The following is a 24,982-nucleotide window of genomic DNA, read 5'->3' as shown; positions in this document are numbered from 1 at the left end:
TAATTCGGAGTGAGGTTAAGAAAAACTAATGGGGTACTTCAAAATTAATTAATGTAGGCTATAGGGTTATCTGTTTCGATGTTGCATATTATAAAATGAAACAAGAAAACACATATTGAAACAACTTAAAAGTAAAAAATATCTCACTTTTTAACTTTTTATGCTGCATTGGTCGACTTTATGTGAATATCTGTTTAAACTAGCTTGAAATTAAATAGTTACAGCAATATATTATTTTGTAGTTTAGTATCATCACAAAACCTAATTAGTATATTAATTTAAAAACTAGATTGTTATGATTTCAAAAAACACAGACTTTGGATTGTTAGTATTGCGTATTAGTATTGGAGGCTTAATGCTTTTTCATGGTGTATCAAAAATTTTACATGGTATTTCATTTTTGGTAGAGAATATGGGAGCATTTGCTTATGCCGTTTATATTGGAGAAGTTTTAGCTCCATTAGCCATTTTATTTGGGTGGCGAACTAGAATTGCATCTGTTATTTTAGCAATCAATTGTATTGTGGCCATTGCTGTAGCGCATTCAAAAGATATTTTTTCAATTGGAGAACAAGGCGGTTATGCTAACGAATTAATAACACTCTATCTTTTAGGTGCCATAGCATTGTTTTTTACAGGCGCTGGAAAATATGCAATTTCAAACAATAATAAATGGGATTGATTCTAATATAAAGCAAAATAAAAAAGCTCTAAATTTTTCGATTTAGAGCTTTTTTTAATAACAATGAAGTTTTTAGCAGATAGGTTCTCTGTGTTTTATTACAAGTGAAACGCCTATCTAGACAAAGCAAAACTATGTTTCTATGTGTTTAAAAAAAACAAAAGTATTAAAACTAAAATGCTTCGCCGATTCTAAAATAAACACCCCAGTCACCTTTACCAACAGCACCATCCAATCCCACATTAAACTTTGATTTTTTAAAAGGATTATAACGATATCCAACACCAGCGCCAGGATATAGTTTCCAATCAAAGTTTGGAGTATCAGAACCGTAGATTGTGGCAAGACCTGCAAAACCAACCAGACCCATATTACCAAAATTATAACGATATTCTCCCTGAATATCCATTAAACCAGCTCCTCTATATTTTCCCTCAGAATAACCTCGAATATCGACACCTCCAATAGTGCTCTGCTGTTCAAAAGCCACATTTCCAAGTCCGAATTTCCCATAAAAACGAGCGGCAATAACATCTTTTTCGTTTCTAGTAGGGAAATATTTGTTGGCCTGAAAAGCAATTCGGTTAGAAGCTAGTTCGTTATATAAAAAACTTGGATAAGTCGACCAATCCAATTTGATTTTATATCCTTTTGTTGGATAATATACAGCATCTCTTGTATCATACAAAAGATTTATAACCAAAGCATTACTGTGTGAGACAGAAGAAGGAGAAATATTGTCCTCATAAGTGGTATTATAATGAGCATAAGTATAAGACAAACCGCCATAGAATTTACCAAAAATTTTACGCTGTCCGCCAATGCTTAAAATAGTGGTTTTGGTGCCGTAATCATAAAAGTCGGGCTGATCGATATCGTCAACAAAAAATTGTGAATTCTGATTCCCATTAAAAAAGAAGAATTTTAGCCGCCATTTATCTTCATTCAGATACCATTTATTAAAGAAAGCCAAAACATAAGACTTGTTTGTGGTATAAATAGCCGACATTCCAGATAATGATTTAGGAGAAATACTGTCGTTTTGATTGACTTTGTACATCATCATCGGAATAGCGCCAAACATAAAGTCAAGATTTCTATTGTAGCTCAAATAAGGCATTACTCTTAATTCTATTTTCTTTTCTTTTTTCGGAATGGAATCATTTGTTTTTTGTCCAAAAGAAAAAGTAACAAAAACTGTAAAAAAGAGTAAGAGTAGAAAATGCCTCATAGTATGTTTTTTTGAATGAAACGTTATATTTCGGCTTGTAAATTCTTAAAAGTCTGTCTTTGTGATACTAGTAAATTTAATTAAAATAAAGATAAGTTATTGAAAATAAACATATTTTAGTTTTAAATGTTCTTTTTGAAGATAGAAACCAATCTTTCCAGCGCTTCTTCAGCATGCAATTGCTCGCTGTTTTCCAAAGTATCTTTTGTTGCGTTTGAGGCTCTTTCCAGCATTCGTTTTTCGAAAATGGAAATAGCAGTTTCAATAGAATTAAATTGATTATTGGTTAAAAAATCTGCCAATTCGAGAGCATCAAGCATAGCTAGATTGGCGCCTTTACCCGCAAAAGGTGGCATTCTATGTGCGGCGTCTCCAATTATGGTTAAGTTAGTTTGAGTTTCCCAGGTCTGATTCAATGGAAAATAATATTGCGGACGCGGTATAAAATATAGCTCTTCAGCTTGTAATAATTCATGCCATTCTGCACTCCAGTCTTTGTAGACTTTCTTAAACCATTCAAAAACAGCTTCATTATTTTTAAAATCTAAATTTCCTTTCGAAAGCCAACTCTCAGGGATTTTACTGCTCAGTAGAAACATCAGGGAACCATCTCCTTTTGTACCGTACATTAAGGTTTGCTCGTTTCCAAAAGCAAGAACTTTTCCTCCTCTTGAGAATTCAAATAGCTTTGGTGCGTTTTCTTTGGCATTATAAATAGTGCCTTCAATTAAAGTAATTCCAGAATAAATTGGTTTTTCTGTACTTATATAAGGACGAATTTTAGAATTTGCTCCATCAGCTCCAATTACTAAATCGGCATAAGCAGTAGAACCGTTTTTAAAATGTAATTTCCAGCCTTCGTTTTCCTTTTCCATAAAATCAAACTGACTGTTCCAAACTATTGTTTCAGATAAAAGTGAGTTGAGAAATATATTTCTTAGTTCAAAACGATCAATTTCTGGGCGTGGTTTTGAAATTGCGTCAAGCGAATTTATCTCAGTATCCAAATTTTTTCGTACTTCGTTTTTTTGTACAGAATGTTCATCAAACTTAAGCTGAAAATCTTTTGATACAATTCTGGCTTTACTAGCATTTGGACGAACATTTGCATAAAATTCATCAAGTAAATCGGCTTGGATTATGGCTTTCAAACCTGAATCTTCATGCAAATCAAGTGGAGATCCTTGTACGCGAACTTCTTTATTCAAATCTCTTTCGTAAACCTTTACATTGCTATTTTGCATTTGTAAAAGTCGGGCTAAAGTCAGACCGCCCATTCCGCCGCCGACAATGGCGACTTGTTTATTTTGTAAAAGCATAGTTGTTTTTTTAAATCTATGCTGCAAAGTTATTTTGAAGAAAGAGCTGATAATAGTATAAATCGGTCGTTTTTATTTTGGAACAATTCTTTAGGCAGTGAACCTGAAATCTTTTTAATTTCTTTAATAAAATGAGTCTGATCTGAAAAGTTTTCTTCGGGAAACAATTTTCCTTTAGCAATATGCTCCAGCGAAGCTCGAAAACGAAGAATCGAACAAAATCCTTTTAAAGAAATTCCAAAATACTGATTAAAATAGCGATTGATCTGGCGACTGCTCCAGTTAGATTGTTGAGCCAAATCTTTCACTGTCATAGCTCCGTTACTTTCATAGATAAGGTTGAAGAGCTTTTGTTTTCGGCTGTCCATTTCCTTTACTATTAAAGACTCTAATTTTTGAGAAGCTTTTTCACAAAACAATTCAAAGTTTTCTAAGTCCTTTTTTTTAAAACCCCAAAAATCATCTCCAAGTATTTTTGCATCATTTAAGAGAGTCACAATAGGTTCATGAAAAATATATTCGACAGCTGGAAGTTTGAAACTAATAACAAAAGTCAAACTGTTGGCTGGAATTTTTCCTTTTTCATATTGATGTGTTCCTAAACCTAAAAGTGTAATGCGAAAAGGTTCTTCAGAAGATTGAAATAAAGACAAATCAATTCTTCCATCTGGAAGACCGATTGTCTCAATAGTTTTATCCGATTTATTATGCATACACCAAAAACTATCGACAAATGCTGCAAGATTTTGCGGAGGAGAAATGGATTTGTATTCTAAATCATGGTGCATTGATATAAAGAAAGGATTTGAAGTTTAATTTTAAGCTAATTTATAGAAATTGTTAATCATTTTTCTGAAAACGTACAGATTTCGATTGCCTATAGGAGCGTTTTATCGCTATGTAATTTAGCTATGAAAAACTTAACATTGGGTAACTGATTGTTATTTAGCTGTTTATAATTGGTTTTGTAGTTGAGTGAAAAACTTAACATTGGCGAATGTGTTTTTCGGTCTATCTTTGTTTATTATTTTTTGATGTTAATTTAATGATTTAATAACATTAAAAATTAGTTTATTACAAAGTAAATTTAATCAATTTCTTAAAATTAACAGAATAATGGCAAAAGAAGTGCTTACTAATGAAGTCGATCAAGAGGTGGAAGTTGCTCCAGTGATCCCTACTGAGGAAAACGAGCAGATTGATGCTCCGGCTTCAGAAACAGAATCAGTTGTGACTGATACTCCAGAATCAAAACCAAAACCAAAAAGAGCTCCAAGAAAAACAGTCGAAAAAGAGGCTGTTGTTATTGAAGAGCAAGAAAAAACAGAAGAAGTTGAAGAGATTGTTTCGTCTGAAATCGAAGAAGAAACAGTGGAAGAGGATAAAGAGGAATCTAAAAAGAAAAGTAAAAAGATGAAAGAAAAAGAGAAAAAACAGGTAGCTGAGAAAAAAGAAAAATTGAAAAAGAAAAAAGCTGCTGTAGCTAAGAGAAAAGAAAAAGCGAAAGATAAAAAGAAGGAAAAAGCTAAAAAAGCAAAACTTAAAGCAAAAGCTAAAAAGAAAGACAAAGCTAAAAAAGCAAAAGATAAAGCAAAAGCGAAAAAGATTGCTAAGAAAAAAGCGAAAAGAACTAAAGCTAAAAAGAATAAGAAAAAATAGTTTACAATTAAATAGGATAGCAAAACTATTTAGATCAAAAAGTGCCTCTAATTGGAGGCACTTTTTGTTTTTTTCTTTAACATCAGTGTGTCTATTTTTTGAAGAAATTCAGGATCAAACTGAGAATAGGCTCTTAATCTGTATTTTTCATCCCTAATTTTCATGACCAAACGTATTTTTTGCACCATTAGCCAGATGGGTTCATATCTTTTGTGTCCTAATAAATATTGAATTTTAAGAATCGACATTTTTCTGTGCGATAAAGTCATTAATTCTATGCAAATCATCCAATATCGAATGGGTAGATTTGAATTTTCCATTACAGTTCCAGATCGTAAACTAATACGATTACGGCATTTACGGCACTGAAATTTTAAATCATTTTGTCTAAAGGAATGTGCATCATGACCGCATTTATTACAAATGATGCCATTTTGCATGCGTTGGTTTTTAAGCTCTTCAATACAAGTAGCTTCGTCGTGATATTTTTCGAAATACGCGCGTAATTCCATTTAAGTGATTTGGGGATCCTTTACTTGTCGAAAGTATAAAATATTTTAAAGAAAAGAAAAGGCACTTGTATAAAAATAAAGAAGGAATATTCAATTTGAATATTCCTTCTTATTTGGGTAATAAAAATACGGGTACTACAGTTTTGTTGCGATTTCTTTTTTGTATTTATTTAAAATCGATTTTGTCATACCTAAATTAGCTTTAGTTGAATCTACAGCTAAATAAATAAAGTATTGTTGATTGTCAGAAACGTCAATAATGTGAATCTGTGAAGTCAGCGTAATCATAACATTGTCAACAACCTGGCCTTGTAAATTAAGAGCCTTAATAGCGTTCATTTTTGCTTTAACCACTTCAAGGTTATAAGCTGATGCTAATTCAGGATCAAAATCTGCAACAACAGACTGAGAGTAGTATGACATACCGCTTGCGATTTCAGCTACAGATACAGCGATAAAACCTGGGACGTTTTTTTTTAGGTCTTCACCAAATTGAGTTAAAAAATCAGACATAGTGTTAGAAATTTAATGTGTTGTAATTAGAATGAATTGTTTTGGACTTGACAAAATTAGTTATACAATATTATTTAATTATCCGTTTTTCGTACCTTTTTTAGATAAGCATTAAAAATTAACAAAGTCTAATTTGGATTGTATTTCTTGATTTTTTGAATTTGTTTTTAATTAAGAGTTCAGAATGAAATATTTAAAAGAAAAATGCTCCTGAAAAAGCATATTCAGCAATTTCAGAAGCATTTTTAACAAAGTGAAAAAATAATTTTTACTTGATTTCTGTGATAAATTCTTCTTGCGGTGTTCTTACTTTTTTCAAGTTTACCAACCAATCGCCAGCTTCGTCTCTATAACCAAGCGGAAGAATCAAAACACTTTTAAGTCCTTGTTCGCTTAATCCTAAAAGTTTATCTACTTCAGCAGGAATAAAACCTTCCATTGGCGTAGCATCTACTTTTTGTTCAGCAGCGGCAGCAACAGCTGTTCCAAGTGAAATATAAGCTTGTCTAGCTGCGTGGTTGGCATGCCATTCCTGACCAAGAGGTTCGTACATTCCCCAAAGTCTTTGTTTGTATTCGTCCATTGCGCTAGCAGGAATACCTCTTTCTGCAGTAGTTCTTTCAAAAACAGCAGAGATTCTTTCTAAACTGTATCCATCCCAAGCTGCCCAAATCAAAACGTGAGAAGCGTCAGTAACTTGGCTTTGGTCAAAACTTACCGCTCTAATTTTTTCTTTTAAATCTTGATTTGTAATAACAAAAATCTTGTAAGGCTGTAATCCAGATGAAGATGGAGCTAGTTTTGCTGCTTCCAAAATATAATCTACTTTTTCCTGCGGAACCACTTGTCCGTTCATTTTTTTTGTAGCGTAACGCCAATTTAATGCTTCTATTAAGGCCATTTTTTTTCTAGTGTTTAAAATAATAATTCAAATGTAAAAACTTTAAGTGTATTTTTGTCATCCAATTACCAAAAGTAACTGTAACATCGAGGTAACTAACAGACACAGTATGATAAAAGAGGCATTACACGATAAAAATACTTGCAATCAAAGATTATTGGCAGTTCAGGATGCTATGGACGTGCTAAACGGAAGATGGAAAATTGCCATAATCGCATCATTATGTTTCAACACTTTAAGATTCACTGATCTTTTACGCGAAGTAGAAGGAATTTCAGGTAAAATGCTGAGCAGAGAATTAAAGAATCTTGAAGAAAACCAATTGGTTACGAGAACTGTTTTAAATACGCAGCCTATTACCGTAGAATATGAACTTACGCCATACGGACATACTTTGAAAGAAGTAATCGATTCACTGGCGAAATGGGGAATAAACCACCGAAAAAAGATTACTGGAAGAGAGTAAATTGAAAAAAGGTTTTAATTTTAATATACACAGCTAGATTTTAAAATCTCATTTTATCTGCTGATCTGCTATCCCGATAGCTATCGGGAGCGTGAAAAAATTTTTCCCGCAGATTTTGCTGATTCGGCGGATATTTTAAAAGCTAAACTTAGCCTTTCAATTCTAAGGCCCTTTGAAAAAATCCCTGACGTGTTAGGTTTTCTTCGGCCTCTTCAATTGCTTTTAAAAGATTGTTTTGCGTGTTTGTAATTTCGTTTAAGGCTTTCGACATAATTTCCCAGACAGGTTGCATTTTTTCTACCAGTTCTTTTCCTTTTGTTGTCAGTACAATAAGTCTTTTTCGTTCGTCAAGTTTATCCTTTTTAGAACTGATGATTTTTTGCTTTTCTAATTCTTTTAGCAAACTAATGGTAGATGGGTGACTGTAACCAATTTCATTGGCAATTTCGACCACACCCAGCATTTCTTTTACATGCAGTGTATAAATTACAGGAAACCATTTTGGTTCAAAATCAATATTGTTATAAGCATAAATCTGTGCGCCGTCTTTGCGCAATTGTTCACTCAAACGCTGCAATCGGGTAGATATGGCAAGTATGCCTATTTCATCAATTATATTCATTTTGTTGGTTTTAAAGTCAATTGGCAGAATACATTATCAGGTTTCATTAATGGAAAATCAGACGGAAGCGCTTCTTTTGGAATAGTAATAAAATTATTTTTTTCGTAAAAACGTAATGCCGCCTGTAATATGGTTACAGTTCCTAAATATAGATTTTTAATTCCGTTTTCTTCACTGTAATTAATTAGTTGTTCCAATAACTGCTGTGCAATATTGAATTCTTTTCCTCTATATTCTTTCTTTACAAACATTTTTCTAATAGCTCCAGCTTCAGGATTAAATTTTACTAAAGCAATAGTTCCCACTAATTTATCATTGATAAATGCACCAAGAAAAATACCGCCTGGCTTAAAATAGAAATTCTCAATATCCAATAAATCGGGTTGATCTTCTAAAGTCACAGGAACATTAAATTCTTTTTGCTGAATGTTTAAGATTAAATCTACAATCTCTTTTTCGTACTCGTTTTGTATAGGTTGAATTTGCATTTTATTTCTAATAATTAAATATGAGTACAAAACTACGTAGTTAACTACATATACACAAACAAAAAACTGCTGAAGACAGCAGTTTTAAGTGTTTTTTATGATTTTTAGAATGATTGATTAAATTGAAAGGACGCACAACTATGTGTTTTGTTGAAAGTGAAACGCCTTTTAAAAGCTATGAAAATCTATGCTTCTATGTGTTTAAAAAAAGATTATTCTTTAACCAAAACAATAACAGCCTTATAACCCGTTCCAACATTCCATTCGCTTGACGAAATAACATTTCCTTTGTCATCATAAACCTTAAATTCGGCTGTGTTTGGAGAAGCAAAACCTTCGTTTAACGCTTCAATATCAATCTTGTTGATTCCTTTTTCGAGATTTATTTTCACGCTTTTAAAGTCACCAGTTAGAAAAACTTCAGGTTCAATTACTTTATCATTTAAATATACTTTTACTTTATCGCCATCAACAAAAGCAGCATCACGATACATAATAGTAGAAGTAACCGCAGTAGTGTTGAAGTTTCCTAAAAACTGGTTTCTTCTGTAAAAAATGCCTTCAACATTTGCTTCCTGTTTGTATCTATTGGTGTCTTTAAAAAGATCATCCGGATTCACCTGCAACGGTACTGGTTTTTCTACAGGTGCCGGCGGATTTTCTTTCGGAGCTGTTTCTTTAGGTGGCACAACTTCTTTTTTTTCAGCATCTTTTGGTGGAATGGCTTTGAATTTATTGTTTAATTCCTGAGCGTAAATCTGCGCTGAGAAACAAGTAATGGCAGTTATCAAAAATATTTTTTTCATGTTTTATATTATTAATCTAGGGATATTGATTTTTAAAAAGATTAGACTTATTCGATCTTTATATATAAACATTTTATAAAAGCAATTATTGCCTTCTTAAGTATTTTTTGTCTAAAAATTAACGTATTTGATTGGTTTTTGTAAATTGATTTTTTGTTTTTAAAATAATGATTTTCAATGTTTTATATTTATATTTGAATAGATAAAAAACAAATTGTTATGAAATTGAGTGTTACCTTTTTTCTTCTGGCAATTGGCATGTTTGCTCAGGAAAGCAGAATCAATACTAATCTTCGTAAAAAGATTGAAGATTATAATACTTCTTTTGCCGCTTCTTTCATTAACGGAAAAACAGAAGATTTGTTAAAAGCATATACAGACGAATCGATTTTGATGCCGGAACACAGCAGGCAGAGAATCGGCAAAAAAGAGATTGTTGATTTTTATAAGCAATGGAAAACTCAGGCCGTCATTACTTCCTATCAAAAAGAAATTGTTGACCTGCAAGATTTTGGAAATTATATTCTTGAAATTGGAACTTTTAATGAAGATCTCAATGTTAAAGAACAAAAGCCTTATAGCTATTCTGGAAAATATATGGTTTTGTGGAAGAAATCTTCCATGACAATTGCGTCGGAAATATGGGGATCCAACACTTATTTTGACGATAAACTGATTCCGGAAATTGATGATAGTGCCGTTTCTCCAACTCAGGAAGATACAGCTTCGGATAAGCTTACACTGGAAGTAAAAGAACGAAATAATAAAATTAAAGAAATGGTTCAAAAAAGGCTAGGAGAGGAGCATGCTAAAATGTTCCTGCCAAATGCGATGTATTTAACGTATTACACGCCAATCCTTTCAGGAGAAAAAGAGATAACGCCTTATTTTGCAGAACATGAAAAGCCTGGAACTTTAGTCATTGAAGAGATTTCAATTAAAACATCAGGAATTATTTTTGCACAAAAAGCAATTGTAGAATTCGGTTTTTACAGCGTAGAATGGAAAGATGGTGACAGCAAAGGCAATGTAAAAGGAAAAAGCATGAATGTCTGGCAAAAGAATGATAGTGGAGAATTAATGCTTTTTAGACAAATGGTAAATCATGATTAATTGATTATTTATAAATAAAAGCCCCGGCGGGGCAAAATATTTATAGAATTCCAATTAAGCTACACAAAAAAGCTCCAGAGGAGCGACATATTGTTATAAATTGTATAAAAAATGTCACTCCTCCGGAGCTTTATATTGTAAATGTTTGTTCTTTTCTATAAATATTACACTTCTCCGAAGCTTTCAAAAAAAAATAATTCGTTGCACTTCTTTGTCTGTTTTATTTTACTTTAAATTATTGTCAACAAAAGTCCTGCAATATTCTTTTATAAGATTTCTAACGTTTCTAAATTGTTCTTCTATTTCAGAATCTGTTCCCGTTGCCTTGGCAGGATCGGGAAAATTATAATGAAATTTTTGTGCCTTAGTTGGAAAAAATGGACATCTTTCTTTGGCATTGTCACAAACCGTAATAACATAATCAAAATCAATATTATAGTATTCGTCAATGTTATTTGAAGTGTGATTCGAAATGTCAATTCCATCTTCTTTCATAATAGAAATGGCTTTCGGATTTACGCCGTGTGTTTCTACTCCGGCGCTGTAAACTATTGCTTTGTTGCCTGCAAAATGTTTGATATAGCCTTCTGCAATCTGGCTTCTGCAACTATTTCCGGTACACAATATTAGTATTTTCTTTTCCATAATTTAAACGAACAGCCAAATGATATTGATGATGCAGAATTTTGGATCGAATCCAAAAATAAGCTGTAACACCATAACAGAGCTGGTGATAATAATTGGTTTTTTATATTGAATAATTTTGGCTTTCATTGCTTAACAGCATCCTGAATCTGGCGTGCAGCAAGAACTGTTATTTTCCAGTCCTCTGAGAACTATTTTTTGTTTTTCAGCTGGAATCCCACATGAATCCTGAGCTAAACAAGCTGTTGTTTTGTTTTTAAGAACAAAGTTTTTTCCGTTAAAATCCAAATCATATTTTCCGATTGTTTCATTCTGGTATTCCACTTCAATTTCAAGATCTTTAATGCCCAGTTTATCTTCAGAAAGCTCAATGATATGCAGTAACTTATTTGGTTTTAAACGATGTTCAAAATCGTCTGCATTCCAAAGCTGAAAGTTTACCACTTCTTCGTTTCTAATAACACCGCCGCAATCAATAAAGTTTTTAGTAATCATTCCGACTTCCGTTACATGGAAATGTTCCGGGACAAAAGTTCCATTTTCCAATTGAAATTCTACATTCTCTAATGTTGGTAAAATCTGTTTTATTTCTGCTAATTTCATGTTCTTTTATTTATTTGTTAATTGCAATATTACGATATATGTTTTCAAAAAAAATGCCTTAACAGCATTCTGATTTTGAAAGAGTTTGGGTGATGTTTAAAAAATAAGCATTTAAAATTTCTATAGCTTTTTCATCAATACAGTAACATATAGAATTCCCTGAAATATTTCCTTTAATGATTCCGGCATTTTTAAGTTCTTTTAAATGCTGGGAAACGGTTGGCTGTGCCAGTGGAAGTTCGTTTACGATATCACCGCAAATGCATTCATTTACTCTAAGCAAATATTCTAAAATGGCTATTCTTGCAGGATGTCCCAATGCTTTTGCAATAGTTGCAATCTGGTTTTGTGCATCAGTAAAATGTTCTGTTTTAGTTGCTCCCATTTTTTTTATAAATTTAATATTGCAATATTACGATATAAAGATTTGATGTCAAAAGAAATTGCGAGATTTTTTTATTTCAATTTTTTTTTAGCTTAAAAGTAATTAAGAATATTCTTGTCAATTAGAGCGAAGTATTTATATTTACGGTACATTTTTAAATACTTGACCACACAAGTTTTAAAAATAAACTAACTAATCAAACCAACCCCGAAAACAAATGTTTAAACTAAAAAATGCTCTTTTATTTTTACTGATTTCTACAGCTTCATTTGCACAGCAGATTACCATTAAATATGTCGGAAATAAAGAAACTGTTATAAATCTAACCTCGCATTCAAGAGAAAATATTTATGAACGTGCAGTTCTGAATACAAACAATCGGGAATTAAAGGTTGATAATAATTCGACTATATCTTGTAACGATATAAATAGAGCAACTTCTATTTATGCTCTGCCAAATGAAACCATAGAATTTGATCTCGACGATAAAGGTTTGGTTCATTATTATTGTAATGAAAATCCAATCCGTAAGTCTGAGTCGGAATTTTTAAATGAATCTTTTATCAAATACGGTTCAACTAAAAATCTTCCAAGTTACAATCAGTTAAAAATTATTATGGCATCTGCCAAACTCAACTCTTATTTTGATAAAGATTACCTCAAGCAAAAAGAATTATTAGAAACCTATTATAAAGAGAACAAACTTTCGAAAGAGTTTTACGAATATTTTACTGCTATGTATTGGAGTTTGACTTTATACAATGCTCTGGAAGCTCAACCTTTAAATCCAGCCACATTTACCACAATAGAAGAGAGTTTCGATCAGGCTGATGTTTTGCTTGATGTACAGGCTTACAGAGAACTTGTTGAAAATTATGTCAAAAAACGAATGAACTTTTTAGGTTTAAAAAAGACTCTTCCTAATGTACTGAACTTTATTTCTGCAAATTTTAAAAATCAGGCTATTATTGATTATCTATTGTACATCAATATGTATTATCCTGTAAACAATAGAGACCAGAAAGTTCCTTTTGACGCAAAAGCGCTGGAAATATTTAGAAATAACTGTAAAAACCAAGCTTTTGTTTCCAATATAGAAGCGGAGTTAAAACCAACTGCAACACCTCTGGTTTTAAAAGATATAGTGAAAAAACACGAAGGAAAACTGGTTTTGATCGATTTCTGGGCTTCGTGGTGTATGCCTTGCCGAGAAGAACTTCCAAGTGAAAAGAAGCTGATGGAAGCATATAAAGACGTGGCTTTTGTTTTTATTTCTATTGATAAAAGTGCAACGTCATGGAAAAAAGCAATGTTACAGCACAAAGATATTTTGAATACAGAAAATAGTGTGCTTATTTCAAAATCTGAAAAAGATGAATTGCTAAAGGAAATAAATGTGACTACAATTCCGCGTTATGTACTGCTTGGAAAAGATGGAAAAATTATTCATAAGGATGCACCAAGGCCTTCTACAACTCAGATTAGGATTTTGTTAGACAAATATTTATGATGTATAAAGTCCTGCTTATTCATTGCAATAAACTTTTTATTTTGTAAAAAAGTTCTTTCGAATTTGCAGACCCGTTATATGCGCCCTATATTTGCGCCTGATTTTGGTCTGTTTTTTCATCAGAAAAAATAGTTAAAAGGGAATCAGGTGCAAATCCTGAACAGACCCGCTACTGTAAGTTCTACACAAAGTCTTTAAACATTACTAATGTCATTGTTCGCCGCGGCGGATGAGAAGGCCGTTTAAAGATAGAATAAGTCAGGAGACCTGCCACGATCACATAGTTTAAAACTTTCGTGGTATGAAGTTGATGACAAAGATAATGACCAGCTGTTTTGCAGCGGGGTCAATTCTACGTTTATGTAATTACTACATCACAGAAAGTTGATTTAATTCAATTGTGATGTATAATTTGAAAAAAACTTTACTAACTGTTTTTATTTTAAGTCTTCCTTTTTGGCTTCATGCACAAACGGAGAAAGATAGCTCGCGTGTTTTAAAAGAAGTTATTTTAAAAGGAAAACCATATCAGGAAGTGATTCCTGTGCAAAGTCTCTCGGGGGTTCTGCTCGAAAAAATGGCGAGTCATAATGTGGCCGATGCGCTTCGTTATTTTGCTGGAACTCAAATTAAAGATTATGGTGGAGTCGGCGGACTAAAAACTGTTGATGTCCGCAATATGGGAACACATCATGTGGGTGTTTTTTATGACGGAATCCAGCTTGGAAATGCCCAGAACGGCGTTACAGATCTCGGAAAATATTCGCTTGACGATATGGAATCGCTTACCATGTATAATGGACAAAAAAGTGAAATTTTCCAATCGGCTAAGGATTTTGCTTCGGCTTCAGCCATTTATTTAAAAACAAAACGACCTGTTTTTGCTGGTGATAAAAAGACAAATTTATTGGTTCGTTACAAAACGATGTCCATCAATTATCATGATCCGAGTTTTAGATGGGAGCAGAAACTTAGCGACAAAGTGAGTATGAGCGTCAGTTCAGAATACATTAAATCTAACGGGCAGTATAAATTTAGATATAAAAGAAAAAATCTGGACGGAACTACCGCTTATGATACCACAGCCACGAGATGGAACAGCGATATTGAAGCATTCCGATTTGAATCTGGTTTGTACGGAAAAATAAACAAAGGTTCCTGGGATGCCAAAGTGTATTATTATGATTCTGAAAGAGGTGCGCCCGGAGCCATTGTAGAAAACAAATTCAGAGACGGTTTCCGACAGTTTGATAAGAATTTTTTCGGACAGGCTTTTTTAATAAAAGACGTTTCAGAAAAGTATAAATTTCAATTAAAAGGAAAATTTGCTTACGATTATACGCATTATATTGCCCGCGATACAACGAACGTTTTAGGCGAAACGGTAACTGAAGGTGTTCAGTCTGATGACAGCTATTACCAGCAGGAAACTTATTTTTCGGCAGTGAATATGTACAGCATTTTACCTACCTGGGATGTTTCGCTTTCAACCGATTTTCAATACAATAAATTAAACGCAACGAGAAGAGGAATCCAGACGCAGTTTTCTTTTCCAGAGCGTTATACGGCTTTGGTTTCTTTGGCAACTTCCTATCGATACGAAGGTTTTAAAGTTTTAGGAAATGTACTCGCAACAAGAGTGATCGAAGAAGTAAAATACAACGCCAAAGCGCCCAATAAAACCGAATTTACGCCTGCATTATTCCTCGGTTATACTCCTTTCAAAAAATACGATTTTAATTTAAGAGCATTCGCTAAACGTATTTTCAGAATGCCGACTTTCAACGATTTGTATTATACAATGGTCGGTTCAAGTACTTTACGGCCAGAATATATGAATCAGTATGATGTTGGTTTTACTTATAATTTTCCTGTAAAAGAAAGCTTTATGGATAAATTTTCCATTCAGGCAGATGGTTATTATACCTATACAAAAGACAAAATTGTAGCCGCGCCGACAGGGAATTTATTCCGCTGGATGATGACCAATATTGGGCAGGTAAAAGGAAAAGGGATTGAAACTGTAGTGAATTTAGGAACTCATATTCACAAAGTAAATCTGGATGCCAATTTGACTTATACCTATTCTAAAAGTCAGGATTTTACCAAAGTTTCCGGTTTGCAAATGTCTTCTTATGGCGATCAGATTCCGTACACTCCTTGGCATAGTGGTTCAGGAATTTTAAATGCGGGTTATGAAACGTGGAATTTCAATTACAGTTTTATATACGTTGGAAAACGCTACAACGGAAACGTCAACAATATCAAAGTAAACGAAGTACAGCCTTGGTACACTCATGATTTGGCGGTTCAAAAATCTTTCCTCTTCAATAAATACAAATTAAATGCAACGGTAGAAGTAAACAATGCCTTCAATCAGCAATACGAAGTGATTTACAATTATCCAATGCCGGGCAGAACATTCAAATTTATAATTGGTTTTGAGTTATGAAAAAGGGTTTTATAAAAATAATAATTAGCTTATTTACAGCTATAGTATTGGTTTCCTGCAGGGAAGATGAAACAATATTTCTGTCTTCAGATACCAATGTTGCTGTGCCGACCAACGACGGCAATATTGAAGGTTTTTATCTGCTGAATGAAGGGAATATGGGAATGAACCGTGCCAGCATTGACGTTTTCAATTACAGAACAGGAAATTATACCACTGATGTTTATTCAGAACGAAATCCGTCAGTTGTAAAAGAATTAGGCGATGTTGGAAACGATATTCAAATTTATGGGAATAAGGTTTATGCAGTCATCAATGTCTCGAACAAAGTAGAAGTTTTAGAAAAATGGACGGCAAAACGAATCAAGAAAATTGATATCCCAAACTGTCGTTATGTGACTTTTTACAAAGACAAAGCTTATGTAAGTTCCTATTCAGGCCCGGTTGCCATTAATCCGAATGCAGAAATTGGTTTTGTTGCCGAAATCGATACGACTTCTTTAGAAATAAAAAGAAAAGTGACCGTTGGCTATCAGCCGGAACAAATGGTAGTGCATAACGGAAAATTGTATGTAGCGAATTCAGGCGGTTACAGAGTTCCTAATTACGATCGAACGGTTTCGGTAATTGATTTAGAAACTTTCACAGAAATCAAAAAAATAGATGTTGGTATTAATTTGTACAGTATGGAGATTGACAGCCGTGGCGATATTTATGTGAGTTCACGAGGTGATTACTACAATACGCAACCCAATCTTTTTGTGATTGATACCAAAACAGACGAGAAGAAAATGCAACTCGATATTCCGGCTTTGGGAATGTGTCTGGTTGATGATCTGCTTTATTATTACAGTGTTTCGTGGAGTTATCTCACGAACAGCAATAAGATTACGTACGGAATTTTGGATACCAAAACGAAAAAGATAATCAGCGATAAAATCATAACGGATGGAACCGACAAAAAAATCATGATTCCGTATGGACTTCAGGTCAATCCCGAAACCAAAGAAATTTATATAACCGATGCCCAAAATTATGTCGTAACAGGCTACATCTACTGTTTTACGCCAGATGGCCGATTAAAATGGAAAACTACAGCGGGAAATATTCCTGCGCATATTGCTTTTATAACCAAAAAATAAAGATATGAATCAGAGATTTTTAAAGTATTGTCATGTATTAATGCTCGCTTTTTTTGTCATTTCACTTGCAAATTGTTCAGGCGGAGATAATGACAATCCGGATTCTGGAGGAGAATCGGTAACGAACGAATTTAAAACCACTCGTTTTTCAATTATTAGTTTGAGTGCTAAAACAAATGTGAGCACTGATGCCCTTTACAATTGGACAGTTGAAAGTGTTTCTTCAGAAAACTATTCTTTGGTAAACACTACTTCAAAAGAAGCTCTGTTTGCTTCAACTGCTGAAGGAACTTACACTTTCAAAGTAGAAATTACGGATAAAGGAACGACTCAGACCCAAAAAGTAGTAGTTATTGTCAGTTCAGAAGGCAAAGAATTAAAAACGTTTATTTCTAAAGTATTCGAATTTAAACCTGCGCCAGGGCAATTTGTAAATGATCTTCCTGTGGCCAATGACGGAGACACGGCTGATAGAGTTTTAACAAGAGCTAATTCGTATTTGGCAAAGAAAAACGGCGATCTTATTTCGCTTGGTGCTTTTGGCGGTTATGTGGTTTTTGGTTTTGACCACAGTATTGTAAACCTAAAGGGAAAACGTGATTTTAGGGTTTTAGGAAATGCTTTTTGGGCAGAAGCCAATCCGAATCAGAATGCGGAATTACGTGGGGGAAGCAGTGAAGCGGGAGTTATCCTGGTTTCTTATGATAAAAATAAAAATGGACTTCCGGATGACGAATGGTACGAAATTGAAGGTGCAGGCCACAAAATGGAAAAAACAATCCGCAACTACGAAATAACCTATTACAGACCAGATCCTAATAAAATTCCAGTTCCGGGCGGTGGAACAGGAACGGTAACTTTTACCGATTTGGAATACATCTACTGGAAAGACAATCAGGGAAAAGACGGTTATCTGGCGCAGAATAATGCTTACAATCATTCCTTAGAATATTGGCCGAAATGGCTTAAAGATCAGGCTTCTATTACTTTCAAAGGAACAAGATTGCCAGACAATGCTGTTGATGAAAGCGGCAACGGAAGCTATTATGTTCAATATGCTTTTTTATACGGTTATGCGGACAATGCGCCCAATAATGATGACGATTCGGCAATTGACATTGATTGGGCAATTGACAGCAGTGGCAAAAAAGTACAGCTTCCGGCCATAGATTTTGTAAAAGTGTATAACGGACTTAATCAGCAGGCGGGCTGGCTTGGAGAAACTTCAACTGAAATTATGGGAGCAACGGATCTGCATCTTTCAGGAGAAAATATTCCAACGAGATAATTTTAACTAGTATCAAATCAATTTATTATAATCAATTTATGAAAAAAAAAGTTACCCAATTTTTATTGCTGGCATTTGCATTCGCCTTCATTGGATGCAGCAGTGATGATAAAGATGAAAATGTAATTGCAATTACACTTCAAGAAAAATATGAAACGCCAACTTTTACGGTTTTAGATATTACAGCTTCGGATGCTGGAGCCACTGCTAAATACGAATGGATTATGACTAAAAATCCAGTAAATCAAGTAACAGATTCAATTGTTGGAGATACAAAAGATTTAAGGTTTACAGCCATTTATGCAGGTTCTTATGAATTTACATTGAACGTAACAGCAGATAATAAAAAAGGAAGTAAAAGTACAATTGTAACAGTTGTCAACGAAGCTTCAAATTTCAATCCGTACATCACTAGAATTTTTGATTTTGATCCCGCTCCGGGAATGCTTGCCAACGATATTTACAAAGAGGGCAATTCTAAAGAAGATGTAATGAAAACAGCTTTGGGAAGAATCAACGAAACCAATGTTGGGTATTTATTAGACTTAGGCGGTTTTGGAGGTTCTATCGTTGTTGGGTTTGATCATACAGTTGTGAATGTTCCTGGAACAAGTGATTTTAGAGTATATGGAGGAGATGTAACCAATCCGACAGTTGCAAAAGCCAATCCTCCAGCTCCAGGATTGATTTATGTAGCTTATGACAAAAATAAAAACGGAAAACCAGATGCAGACGAATGGTATGAAATTATCGGAAGTCAGCATGCTAAATCAACTACTCTTAAAAACTTCAAAGTTACTTATAACAAAAAAGCAGCTGGAGAACCTTTGGTTACTTCAAGTGCTCTTTGGACAGATTACGAACATGTTTATTGTGAAAACAGTAAAGGAGACAAGTATTATCTGGAAAGACCAAGAGGTAAAAAAGAATTTTATCCGTTATGGGCAACCCAAACTTCTGTGAGTTATGAAGGATTAAAACTCGATGTAGATTTTAAAACAGCACGCGCAGGCCAAACAACATTATGGTATTCAACACCTCCAGAATGGGGTTATGTAAATGCCGTAAATCCAGATATCGATATTGACTGGGCGGTAGATAAAAACGGAAACAAAGCCAATCTCCCAGGAATCGATTTTATAAAAGTAGTCAACTGTGTAAGCGAACCAATGGGACGCTGTCTGCAGCAATCTTCTATGGCAACTGTATTTGCAGGTGCTGCAGATCTTCATATAGTAAAAAAATACAATTTAAAACAAGCTAATAAATAAGACCATGAAAAAGTATTTAAAGTATAGTTTAGTGCTAATCACTCTTGTTAGCTTTTATGCTTGCAGTAACGACGATTCAAAACAGGAAGAAATTGTAGTGCCGGTTAAAGATCCTTCGATTACTATTAAGCTTGCATCAGATTTTACCGTTCAGCGCTATAATGTTGTAGAAATAGCACCGGAAGTAACATTAGAAAATGCAGAAGGAAAAACTCCAGCTTATCAATGGTCTGTAAAAGTTACAACTAAAGATGGTGCTGTTAAAGATTCAATCATCGGCGAAAGCAAAAACTTATTATTTATTACGCCAAAAGCAGCAGATTATGTTTTAGGTTATAAAGTAACAGTAGATAAAATTGTAAAAGAAGCGTCTGCTAAAGTTACGGTTTCTGAAACTGGTAATACGTATACCGCTAAAGCTTTAAAACTTATTGATTATTTGCCTGCACCAAATTACGCAATGGAAAGTTATGCAACAAAAGAAGAATCTTTGCAGGCAGTACAAACAAGTTTAAACGAAGAAAGTTCAGTTTATTTAGGAACATTTGGCGGATATATTGTAACCGCTTTTGACCATACAGTTGTGAATGCGTATGGCCAACGTGATTTTATTGTTCAAATGGAAATGGGAAGTGCTACTGTTAAATATTCTCCAGTAAGTATTGCCGTGGCTTATGATGCCAATAAAAATGGGAAACCTGATGAAAATGAATGGTATGAAATCGCAGGAAGTGAGTACTATAAATCAACAACAGTTAAAAACTACGAACTAACGTATAAGAAACCGAATGCAACCGCAACTCCAGTAACGGGAACATTAAGCTGGCAGTACGATACTGCTTATCTTCCTTGGACTGATAACAAAAATGCTTCAGGTAACATTACAAGAACCAATACTAGAAGAAGAAGTAATTACTATCCGGCATGGGTTGGGGATTCTTATACTTTAAAAGGAACAAAAGTTTTTATACCAACAAAAGATGTAAGCGATGGTGCGGGTACAAGTTACAATGTTGGCACTTTTGACTGGGGTTATGGCGGTATTAAAGATCCTTCAATTGATATTTCTTGGGCAGTGGATAAAGAGGGTAAAAAAGTGCATTTACCGGGAGTTGATTTTGTAAAAGTGTATGTACCAACATTTACTGCTTTAGGATCCAGCGATTTGTTGATGAGCATTTTTAAAGAAGTTTCGGATTTAAATTTTCAGAAGAAATAAAATGGAATATTAACCCTAAATTTTATAAATAATGAAAAAAGTAGTTTATTTTTTGACCTTAGGTCTAATGTTTGGATTTTCATCCTGTAGTAGTGATGAGGATGTTTTAAGCAGTGAAAGCACTAATTCAGTAGTAAATTCTACATCGAAAACAGCAAGAACAGCGGTTACAGATCCTGCAATTGGAACCACAACAACGCTTAACCTAACAAGCGCTTTATTAAGCAGCGGTATTACCACGACAGGAGGAAAGTACTGGGAAAATACCTATGTGGCTAACACCAATTTAAGTGTAGATATTTTTACATTTTCTCACACTGGTACATCGGCTGGTTACAATTACTGGGACGGATTTATTGTGTCTAACGTAAATGATATTACCAATTACGGTTCTGGTGCAGGCCCAGGCGGATCTGACGGATGGGTGCCTCATCAATGGGGGACTATGGCAGGAAGTGGTTTTGGAACTTCGACTACAATTACGCCTGGAACACCTGGAACATCTGGCGATCCATATATTGTGGCCTATTGGTCAAGTTATTTAGATCCTGTTTCTCCACAAGGAACAACTTTTAGCGAATCTAGTTTTTCTAACTGGATTAAAGTTGGAAACACTGGAATTTATGAAGTACTCGGATTAAAAATCAACATGCATCCTTGGCCGTATTATGGTTGTTTGAGTGGAGACGGGTTTGCACGAGCTTTTTCTTCAGGAGATCATTTTGAATTGCTGATTTATGGTGTTGATGAAAACGGAACTATTTCAAGTCCGATAACACAGTCTCTGGCAGATTATACAGGTTCATCTTTAGTTATGCCAACAGGATGGGTAAATGTGGCGGCAACTAAACTTCAAGCTTTAGGAGATGTTCAGTACTTGGTTTTCCAAATGGCTTCAACAGATGCAGACCCACTTTATGGAATGAATACAGCAGCTTATTTCTGTTTAGACAAACTTTCTGTTAAGAGAGTTGATTAAATAAAATAGAAGCTAATTTTTTAAAGAAACCCCTTTGCAAATTTTGTAAAGGGGTTTTTCTTATATTTACCAAAACAATCTTTTTTTGTTGTTTTTAAAAAGTATTAAACACATAGAAACATAGTTTTTTTGTTTTACGAAAGAAATAAGAAAGAAACTAGTTTCTAACACATAGTTCTATGTGTATTAATGCAAGTGAAACGCCTTTGTTGACAAAAAAATCAATATTTCTATGTGTTTAATGAATTGCACAAACAGTAAAACAATTGAATTATGAAAGCATTGGTAATTGGAGCCACTGGTTCTACAGGAAAAGAATTGGTTGATAAACTTTTAGAAGATCAAGATTATACTTCGGTTGCTGTTTTTGTGAGACGTCCTTTTGGAAAATCCCATCCAAAGCTTACCGAACATATTGTGGATTTTTCAGATGTAAATTCGTTTCAGGATTTAATTAAGGGAGATGTGCTTTTTTCCTGCATTGGAACAACCTTAAAAGATGCAGGTTCTAAAGAAAAACAATGGAAAATCGATTATGATATTCCAGCCGATTTTTCAGAAATTGCCATTAAAAATCAGGTTAAATCTCTTGTTTTAGTTTCTTCTTATGGCGCTTCATCCAAAAGCAAAGTTTTTTATTCTAAAATGAAAGGAGAACTGGAAGAATATATTAAAAAACTTAATTTTCCTCAATATATTATTTTCAGACCAGGGCCGTTAATTCGTGAAAACACAGATCGTTGGGGCGAAAAAATTTCTATTAGAATTATTAAAGTCTTCAACGCAATTGGACTTTTTAAAAATTTGAAACCCATTTCAACTGAGTTTTTAGCTGGGAAATTGGCAAAAGCTCCAAAAGTAATTTCATCAGGAACAACAACATTAGAACTTAAAAGTATTTTAGAACTTTAGAAAATAATAATCAAAACGCATTTTTATAAAATAAGAAGACTGGATTTATTCCTCAATAGCAAAAATCACAATTCATTTCATCTTCGGAATAAACCTTGACTTAAAGATTAACAATCCAAACTGTAATACTTAAGTCACATTTGGCATAAATATGCAATAAACTCACTGCGAAACAAATGTTTTAGCTTAAATTGATTTACCTTTGCCTGCTTTTCCTACTGTAATAAAAATGAATAACGATTACCCAATCCCAGATAACGAATTACAACGTTTAGCAGCTTTAAAACGTTACAATATACTTGATACACTTCCTGATAACGCTTTTGATGATGCCACAAAACTGGTTTCTTATATTTGCGGTGTTCCTATTGCACATATCTCTTTTATAGATGAAAACCGACAATGGTTTAAATCCGAAATAGGAATTGGTGTTTCTGAAGTTCCGAGAGAAATAACTTTTTGTAATTATACCATTTTAGATACTAAAATTGTAGAAATAAACGATACTCATTTAAGTGAAAGGTTCAAAAATGATCCTAATGTTACAGGAGGTTTTAATGTTAGATTCTACGCCGGTGTACCAATTACAACACCAGACGGTTATAATATTGGTACTTTATGCGCTGTCGATCATGTGGTAAAAGAATTGAATGAAAACCAGCGTAATGCCCTTTCTATTGTGGCCAAGCACGTTATGGCTCAATTAGAAATTGGTACAAAAAATATTCAATTAGATGCACAGAGAAAAATTGCTGAAAAAGCAGTTCTGGCAAGAGATAGTTTTTTGGCTAATATGAGCCACGAAATTAGAACGCCTTTAAACTCAATCATTGGTTTTACTGATCTTTTGGCACAGACTGAATTAGATGAAGTACAGCGCGATTACATTGAAAGTGTTCAGATTGCGGGAGAAAACCTGTTGCTGATTGTAAATGATATTTTGGATCTTTCCAAAATAGAATCAGGGAATTTAGCGATTGAATCGGAACCATTTAATTTAAAAAAGACATTAAAACACGTTTATAATCTGCTAAAGGTAAAAGCTCAGAAAGAAGTCGATTTCAACCTCTTTTTAGATGCCGAAATGCCTGATAATGTAGTGGGAGACCAAGGAAGACTGAATCAGATATTGGTTAATTTGATTGGGAATTCCTTGAAATTTACAAACGAGGGAGAAGTAACGGTTTCGGTAAAGAAACTGGAGGAAACAGAAGATAATTACACACTTAAATTTTCTGTAAAAGACACTGGAATCGGAATCCATGAAGATAAATTAACTACTATTTTCGAAAGATTTACGCAAGGCGAAGAAAGTACTACCCGTACTTACGGAGGCACTGGATTGGGACTTAATATTGTAAAAGAATTGATAGAGTTGCAGCATGGAGAAATTCATGTAAAAAGCACCCCAAACCGCGGATCTGAATTCTTTTTTATCATCTCATATAAAAAAGGAAATCCTGCTCAGCCTGCCGTTAAATCTATGTCAATAAATAATTTAGGGAGACTTAAAATATTGCTTTGCGAGGACAATGCCTTAAATCAGAAATTAGCAAAAAGCGTTATAAATAATTTCGGATTTGATTTGGATATTGCCCAAAATGGGGAAGAAGGTATTGAACTTTTATCTCAGAATAAATATGATTTGGTTTTGATGGATTTGCAGATGCCTGTGAAAGATGGTTATCAAACCACAGAATACATTCGAAACGAGATGAATTCAACCATTCCAATTATCGCTATGACAGCGCATTCTTTGGTGGGAGAACAGGAACGCTGCTATAAAGTTGGAATGAATGCTTATGTGCCAAAACCTTTTAAGCAGGCGGTTCTTTTGAAAGCGATAAAAACAGTAATGAATCCAAACATTGAGCTTACTCCAAAACGTATTATAGACTTATCTTTTTTAGATGAAATGGCTTGCGGTGATCTTGAATTTAAAAAAGAAATGATTAACCTTTTCATAGAAAAAATTCCAAGTCAGACAGAACAGTTAGAAGAAGCCTTCCGTAAAGAAGATCATGATGCTGTAAAAATGTTGTCGCATAATATGAAATCGAGTTTAGATATTTTTATGCTTGAAGATCTAAGTAATTGTGCCGCTATTATTGAAGAAGAAGCTGCAGCACGAGAATTTACTACTGAAACTTTAGATAAAATGAATGTACTGCATTGTGGAATCACTGAAGTCGTTAAAATTCTAAAGGAGCTATGATAAAAGAGAAATAAGCCCTAGCTTTACAAATAGGATGTTATAATAAAGT

Annotated in this window: 25 protein-coding genes and 1 riboswitch; of the genes, 13 read left to right on the top strand and 12 right to left on the bottom strand. The window is 33.8% G+C overall.

The genetic code is table 11. The features are described 5' to 3' along the window. The first annotated feature begins 295 nt into the window (after window positions 1-295). On the top strand, window positions 296-682 hold the full coding sequence (locus GSY47_RS00695) for a DoxX family protein (RefSeq protein WP_179003507.1): 387 nt from the start codon (window positions 296-298) through the stop codon (window positions 680-682). Between the two features lie 172 nt (window positions 683-854). On the opposite strand, the gene GSY47_RS00690 is transcribed toward GSY47_RS00695, so the two are convergent. From GSY47_RS00690 to GSY47_RS00680, 3 genes are all read right to left on the bottom strand, one after another. After that, window positions 855-1,913, bottom strand: a complete 1,059-nt coding sequence (locus GSY47_RS00690) for a BamA/TamA family outer membrane protein (protein WP_179003508.1) — start codon at window positions 1,911-1,913, stop codon at window positions 855-857. A 122-nt stretch (window positions 1,914-2,035) separates the two neighbouring features. Beyond that, on the bottom strand, window positions 2,036-3,232 hold the full coding sequence (locus GSY47_RS00685) for an FAD-dependent oxidoreductase (RefSeq protein WP_179003509.1): 1,197 nt from the start codon (window positions 3,230-3,232) through the stop codon (window positions 2,036-2,038). Between the two features lie 29 nt (window positions 3,233-3,261). After that, entirely contained in the window at window positions 3,262-4,020 is a 759-nt protein-coding gene (locus GSY47_RS00680) for a helix-turn-helix domain-containing protein (protein WP_179003510.1), read from the bottom strand. 328 nt (window positions 4,021-4,348) lie between these two features. On the opposite strand from GSY47_RS00680, the gene GSY47_RS00675 reads away from it, so the two are divergent. Further along, a complete protein-coding gene (locus tag GSY47_RS00675; RefSeq protein ID WP_179003511.1) occupies window positions 4,349-4,891 on the top strand; it encodes a hypothetical protein in 543 nt (180 codons plus the stop codon). Between the two features lie 47 nt (window positions 4,892-4,938). Here the strand turns inward: GSY47_RS00675 and GSY47_RS00670 are convergent, their stop codons facing one another. From GSY47_RS00670 to GSY47_RS00660, 3 genes are all read right to left on the bottom strand, one after another. Further along, entirely contained in the window at window positions 4,939-5,403 is a 465-nt protein-coding gene (locus GSY47_RS00670; protein ID WP_179003512.1) for a transposase, read from the bottom strand. 135 nt (window positions 5,404-5,538) lie between these two features. Then, window positions 5,539-5,916 carry a hypothetical protein gene (locus GSY47_RS00665; RefSeq protein ID WP_179003513.1) on the bottom strand — a complete coding sequence of 126 codons (378 nt, stop codon included), beginning with the start codon at window positions 5,914-5,916 and terminating at the stop codon, window positions 5,539-5,541. 268 nt (window positions 5,917-6,184) lie between these two features. After that, the gene (locus tag GSY47_RS00660) at window positions 6,185-6,817 is read right to left on the bottom strand and encodes an NAD(P)H-dependent oxidoreductase (protein WP_179003514.1); all 633 of its coding nucleotides are present in this window, start codon (window positions 6,815-6,817) and stop codon (window positions 6,185-6,187) included. 109 nt (window positions 6,818-6,926) lie between these two features. On the opposite strand from GSY47_RS00660, the gene GSY47_RS00655 reads away from it, so the two are divergent. Then, window positions 6,927-7,283 (top strand): winged helix-turn-helix transcriptional regulator, encoded by a 357-nt coding sequence (locus GSY47_RS00655; protein WP_179003515.1) that lies wholly within the window; start codon window positions 6,927-6,929, stop codon window positions 7,281-7,283. Window positions 7,284-7,431: 148 nt separating this feature from the next. On the opposite strand, the gene GSY47_RS00650 is transcribed toward GSY47_RS00655, so the two are convergent. The 3 genes from GSY47_RS00650 to GSY47_RS00640 all read right to left on the bottom strand — a co-directional run bounded on the left by GSY47_RS00650 (window position 7,432) and on the right by GSY47_RS00640 (window position 9,199). Beyond that, complete coding sequence (locus GSY47_RS00650) at window positions 7,432-7,905, bottom strand: MarR family winged helix-turn-helix transcriptional regulator (RefSeq protein WP_179003516.1); 474 nt, start codon at window positions 7,903-7,905, stop codon at window positions 7,432-7,434. After that, complete coding sequence (locus GSY47_RS00645; RefSeq protein ID WP_179003517.1) at window positions 7,902-8,393, bottom strand: GNAT family N-acetyltransferase; 492 nt, start codon at window positions 8,391-8,393, stop codon at window positions 7,902-7,904. The genes GSY47_RS00650 and GSY47_RS00645 overlap by 4 nt, the downstream gene beginning before the upstream one ends. Window positions 8,394-8,605: 212 nt before the next feature. Then, on the bottom strand, window positions 8,606-9,199 hold the full coding sequence (locus GSY47_RS00640) for a hypothetical protein (RefSeq protein ID WP_179003518.1): 594 nt from the start codon (window positions 9,197-9,199) through the stop codon (window positions 8,606-8,608). Between the two features lie 219 nt (window positions 9,200-9,418). Between GSY47_RS00640 and GSY47_RS00635 the strand changes: the two genes are divergently transcribed. Further along, a complete protein-coding gene (locus GSY47_RS00635; RefSeq protein ID WP_179003519.1) occupies window positions 9,419-10,312 on the top strand; it encodes a YybH family protein in 894 nt (297 codons plus the stop codon). 225 nt (window positions 10,313-10,537) lie between these two features. Here GSY47_RS00635 and GSY47_RS00630 read toward each other — a convergent pair whose 3' ends face one another. From GSY47_RS00630 to GSY47_RS00620, 3 genes are all read right to left on the bottom strand, one after another. After that, on the bottom strand, window positions 10,538-10,957 hold the full coding sequence (locus GSY47_RS00630) for an arsenate reductase ArsC (RefSeq protein ID WP_179003520.1): 420 nt from the start codon (window positions 10,955-10,957) through the stop codon (window positions 10,538-10,540). Window positions 10,958-11,089: 132 nt separating this feature from the next. Then, window positions 11,090-11,560 carry a DUF6428 family protein gene (locus tag GSY47_RS00625; protein ID WP_179003521.1) on the bottom strand — a complete coding sequence of 157 codons (471 nt, stop codon included), beginning with the start codon at window positions 11,558-11,560 and terminating at the stop codon, window positions 11,090-11,092. A gap of 58 nt (window positions 11,561-11,618) precedes the next feature. Beyond that, window positions 11,619-11,945: an ArsR/SmtB family transcription factor gene (locus GSY47_RS00620; protein ID WP_179003522.1), complete on the bottom strand. Its 327-nt coding sequence runs from the start codon at window positions 11,943-11,945 to the stop codon at window positions 11,619-11,621. A 217-nt stretch (window positions 11,946-12,162) separates the two neighbouring features. Here GSY47_RS00620 and GSY47_RS00615 point away from each other — a divergent pair, with 217 nt between their 5' ends. From GSY47_RS00615 to GSY47_RS00575, 9 genes are all read left to right on the top strand, one after another. Further along, a complete protein-coding gene (locus GSY47_RS00615) occupies window positions 12,163-13,455 on the top strand; it encodes a thioredoxin-like domain-containing protein (protein WP_179003523.1) in 1,293 nt (430 codons plus the stop codon). 87 nt (window positions 13,456-13,542) lie between these two features. Then, window positions 13,543-13,744, top strand: a riboswitch (cobalamin riboswitch). Window positions 13,745-13,858: 114 nt separating this feature from the next. Next, on the top strand, window positions 13,859-15,907 hold the full coding sequence (locus tag GSY47_RS00610) for a TonB-dependent receptor (RefSeq protein ID WP_179003524.1): 2,049 nt from the start codon (window positions 13,859-13,861) through the stop codon (window positions 15,905-15,907). Then, the gene (locus tag GSY47_RS00605; RefSeq protein WP_179003525.1) at window positions 15,904-17,049 is read left to right on the top strand and encodes a YncE family protein; all 1,146 of its coding nucleotides are present in this window, start codon (window positions 15,904-15,906) and stop codon (window positions 17,047-17,049) included. Before GSY47_RS00610 ends, GSY47_RS00605 begins: the two co-directional genes overlap by 4 nt. Window positions 17,050-17,053: 4 nt before the next feature. Beyond that, window positions 17,054-18,337 (top strand): cell surface protein, encoded by a 1,284-nt coding sequence (locus GSY47_RS00600; RefSeq protein WP_179003526.1) that lies wholly within the window; start codon window positions 17,054-17,056, stop codon window positions 18,335-18,337. Between the two features lie 38 nt (window positions 18,338-18,375). Next, the gene (locus tag GSY47_RS00595) at window positions 18,376-19,608 is read left to right on the top strand and encodes a PKD domain-containing protein (RefSeq protein WP_179003527.1); all 1,233 of its coding nucleotides are present in this window, start codon (window positions 18,376-18,378) and stop codon (window positions 19,606-19,608) included. A gap of 4 nt (window positions 19,609-19,612) precedes the next feature. Then, entirely contained in the window at window positions 19,613-20,827 is a 1,215-nt protein-coding gene (locus GSY47_RS00590) for a hypothetical protein (protein WP_179003528.1), read from the top strand. A 31-nt stretch (window positions 20,828-20,858) separates the two neighbouring features. Next, window positions 20,859-21,806: a DUF4465 domain-containing protein gene (locus GSY47_RS00585; RefSeq protein WP_179003529.1), complete on the top strand. Its 948-nt coding sequence runs from the start codon at window positions 20,859-20,861 to the stop codon at window positions 21,804-21,806. 273 nt (window positions 21,807-22,079) lie between these two features. Further along, window positions 22,080-22,718, top strand: a complete 639-nt coding sequence (locus GSY47_RS00580; RefSeq protein WP_179003530.1) for an NAD(P)H-binding protein — start codon at window positions 22,080-22,082, stop codon at window positions 22,716-22,718. Window positions 22,719-22,947: 229 nt separating this feature from the next. Then, a complete protein-coding gene (locus GSY47_RS00575; protein WP_219071029.1) occupies window positions 22,948-24,933 on the top strand; it encodes a GAF domain-containing hybrid sensor histidine kinase/response regulator in 1,986 nt (661 codons plus the stop codon). Window positions 24,934-24,982 lie beyond the last annotated feature (49 nt).

Origin of the sequence: Flavobacterium quisquiliarum, from assembly GCF_019308285.1 — a bacterium.
GTDB classification, from domain to species: domain Bacteria; phylum Bacteroidota; class Bacteroidia; order Flavobacteriales; family Flavobacteriaceae; genus Flavobacterium; species Flavobacterium quisquiliarum.
The sequence above is the reverse complement of the archived record's forward strand: the minus strand, read 5'-3'. Positions and strand labels throughout refer to the sequence as shown.

Coding starts and splice junctions, on each gene's coding strand:
- GSY47_RS00585 (WP_179003529.1), top strand. CDS start 20,859: ATGAAAAAAGTAGTTTATTTTTTGACCTTAGGTCTAATGTTTGGATTT.
- GSY47_RS00640 (WP_179003518.1), bottom strand. CDS start 9,199: ATGAAAAAAATATTTTTGATAACTGCCATTACTTGTTTCTCAGCGCAG.
- GSY47_RS00660 (WP_179003514.1), bottom strand. CDS start 6,817: ATGGCCTTAATAGAAGCATTAAATTGGCGTTACGCTACAAAAAAAATG.
- GSY47_RS00665 (WP_179003513.1), bottom strand. CDS start 5,916: ATGTCTGATTTTTTAACTCAATTTGGTGAAGACCTAAAAAAAAACGTC.
- GSY47_RS00630 (WP_179003520.1), bottom strand. CDS start 10,957: ATGGAAAAGAAAATACTAATATTGTGTACCGGAAATAGTTGCAGAAGC.
- GSY47_RS00670 (WP_179003512.1), bottom strand. CDS start 5,403: ATGGAATTACGCGCGTATTTCGAAAAATATCACGACGAAGCTACTTGT.
- GSY47_RS00610 (WP_179003524.1), top strand. CDS start 13,859: ATGTATAATTTGAAAAAAACTTTACTAACTGTTTTTATTTTAAGTCTT.
- GSY47_RS00575 (WP_219071029.1), top strand. CDS start 22,948: ATGAATAACGATTACCCAATCCCAGATAACGAATTACAACGTTTAGCA.
- GSY47_RS00645 (WP_179003517.1), bottom strand. CDS start 8,393: ATGCAAATTCAACCTATACAAAACGAGTACGAAAAAGAGATTGTAGAT.
- GSY47_RS00690 (WP_179003508.1), bottom strand. CDS start 1,913: ATGAGGCATTTTCTACTCTTACTCTTTTTTACAGTTTTTGTTACTTTT.
- GSY47_RS00625 (WP_179003521.1), bottom strand. CDS start 11,560: ATGAAATTAGCAGAAATAAAACAGATTTTACCAACATTAGAGAATGTA.
- GSY47_RS00590 (WP_179003528.1), top strand. CDS start 19,613: ATGAAAAAGTATTTAAAGTATAGTTTAGTGCTAATCACTCTTGTTAGC.
- GSY47_RS00675 (WP_179003511.1), top strand. CDS start 4,349: ATGGCAAAAGAAGTGCTTACTAATGAAGTCGATCAAGAGGTGGAAGTT.
- GSY47_RS00655 (WP_179003515.1), top strand. CDS start 6,927: ATGATAAAAGAGGCATTACACGATAAAAATACTTGCAATCAAAGATTA.
- GSY47_RS00695 (WP_179003507.1), top strand. CDS start 296: ATGATTTCAAAAAACACAGACTTTGGATTGTTAGTATTGCGTATTAGT.
- GSY47_RS00615 (WP_179003523.1), top strand. CDS start 12,163: ATGTTTAAACTAAAAAATGCTCTTTTATTTTTACTGATTTCTACAGCT.
- GSY47_RS00595 (WP_179003527.1), top strand. CDS start 18,376: ATGAAAAAAAAAGTTACCCAATTTTTATTGCTGGCATTTGCATTCGCC.
- GSY47_RS00605 (WP_179003525.1), top strand. CDS start 15,904: ATGAAAAAGGGTTTTATAAAAATAATAATTAGCTTATTTACAGCTATA.
- GSY47_RS00600 (WP_179003526.1), top strand. CDS start 17,054: ATGAATCAGAGATTTTTAAAGTATTGTCATGTATTAATGCTCGCTTTT.
- GSY47_RS00680 (WP_179003510.1), bottom strand. CDS start 4,020: ATGCACCATGATTTAGAATACAAATCCATTTCTCCTCCGCAAAATCTT.
- GSY47_RS00685 (WP_179003509.1), bottom strand. CDS start 3,232: ATGCTTTTACAAAATAAACAAGTCGCCATTGTCGGCGGCGGAATGGGC.
- GSY47_RS00635 (WP_179003519.1), top strand. CDS start 9,419: ATGAAATTGAGTGTTACCTTTTTTCTTCTGGCAATTGGCATGTTTGCT.
- GSY47_RS00620 (WP_179003522.1), bottom strand. CDS start 11,945: ATGGGAGCAACTAAAACAGAACATTTTACTGATGCACAAAACCAGATT.
- GSY47_RS00580 (WP_179003530.1), top strand. CDS start 22,080: ATGAAAGCATTGGTAATTGGAGCCACTGGTTCTACAGGAAAAGAATTG.
- GSY47_RS00650 (WP_179003516.1), bottom strand. CDS start 7,905: ATGAATATAATTGATGAAATAGGCATACTTGCCATATCTACCCGATTG.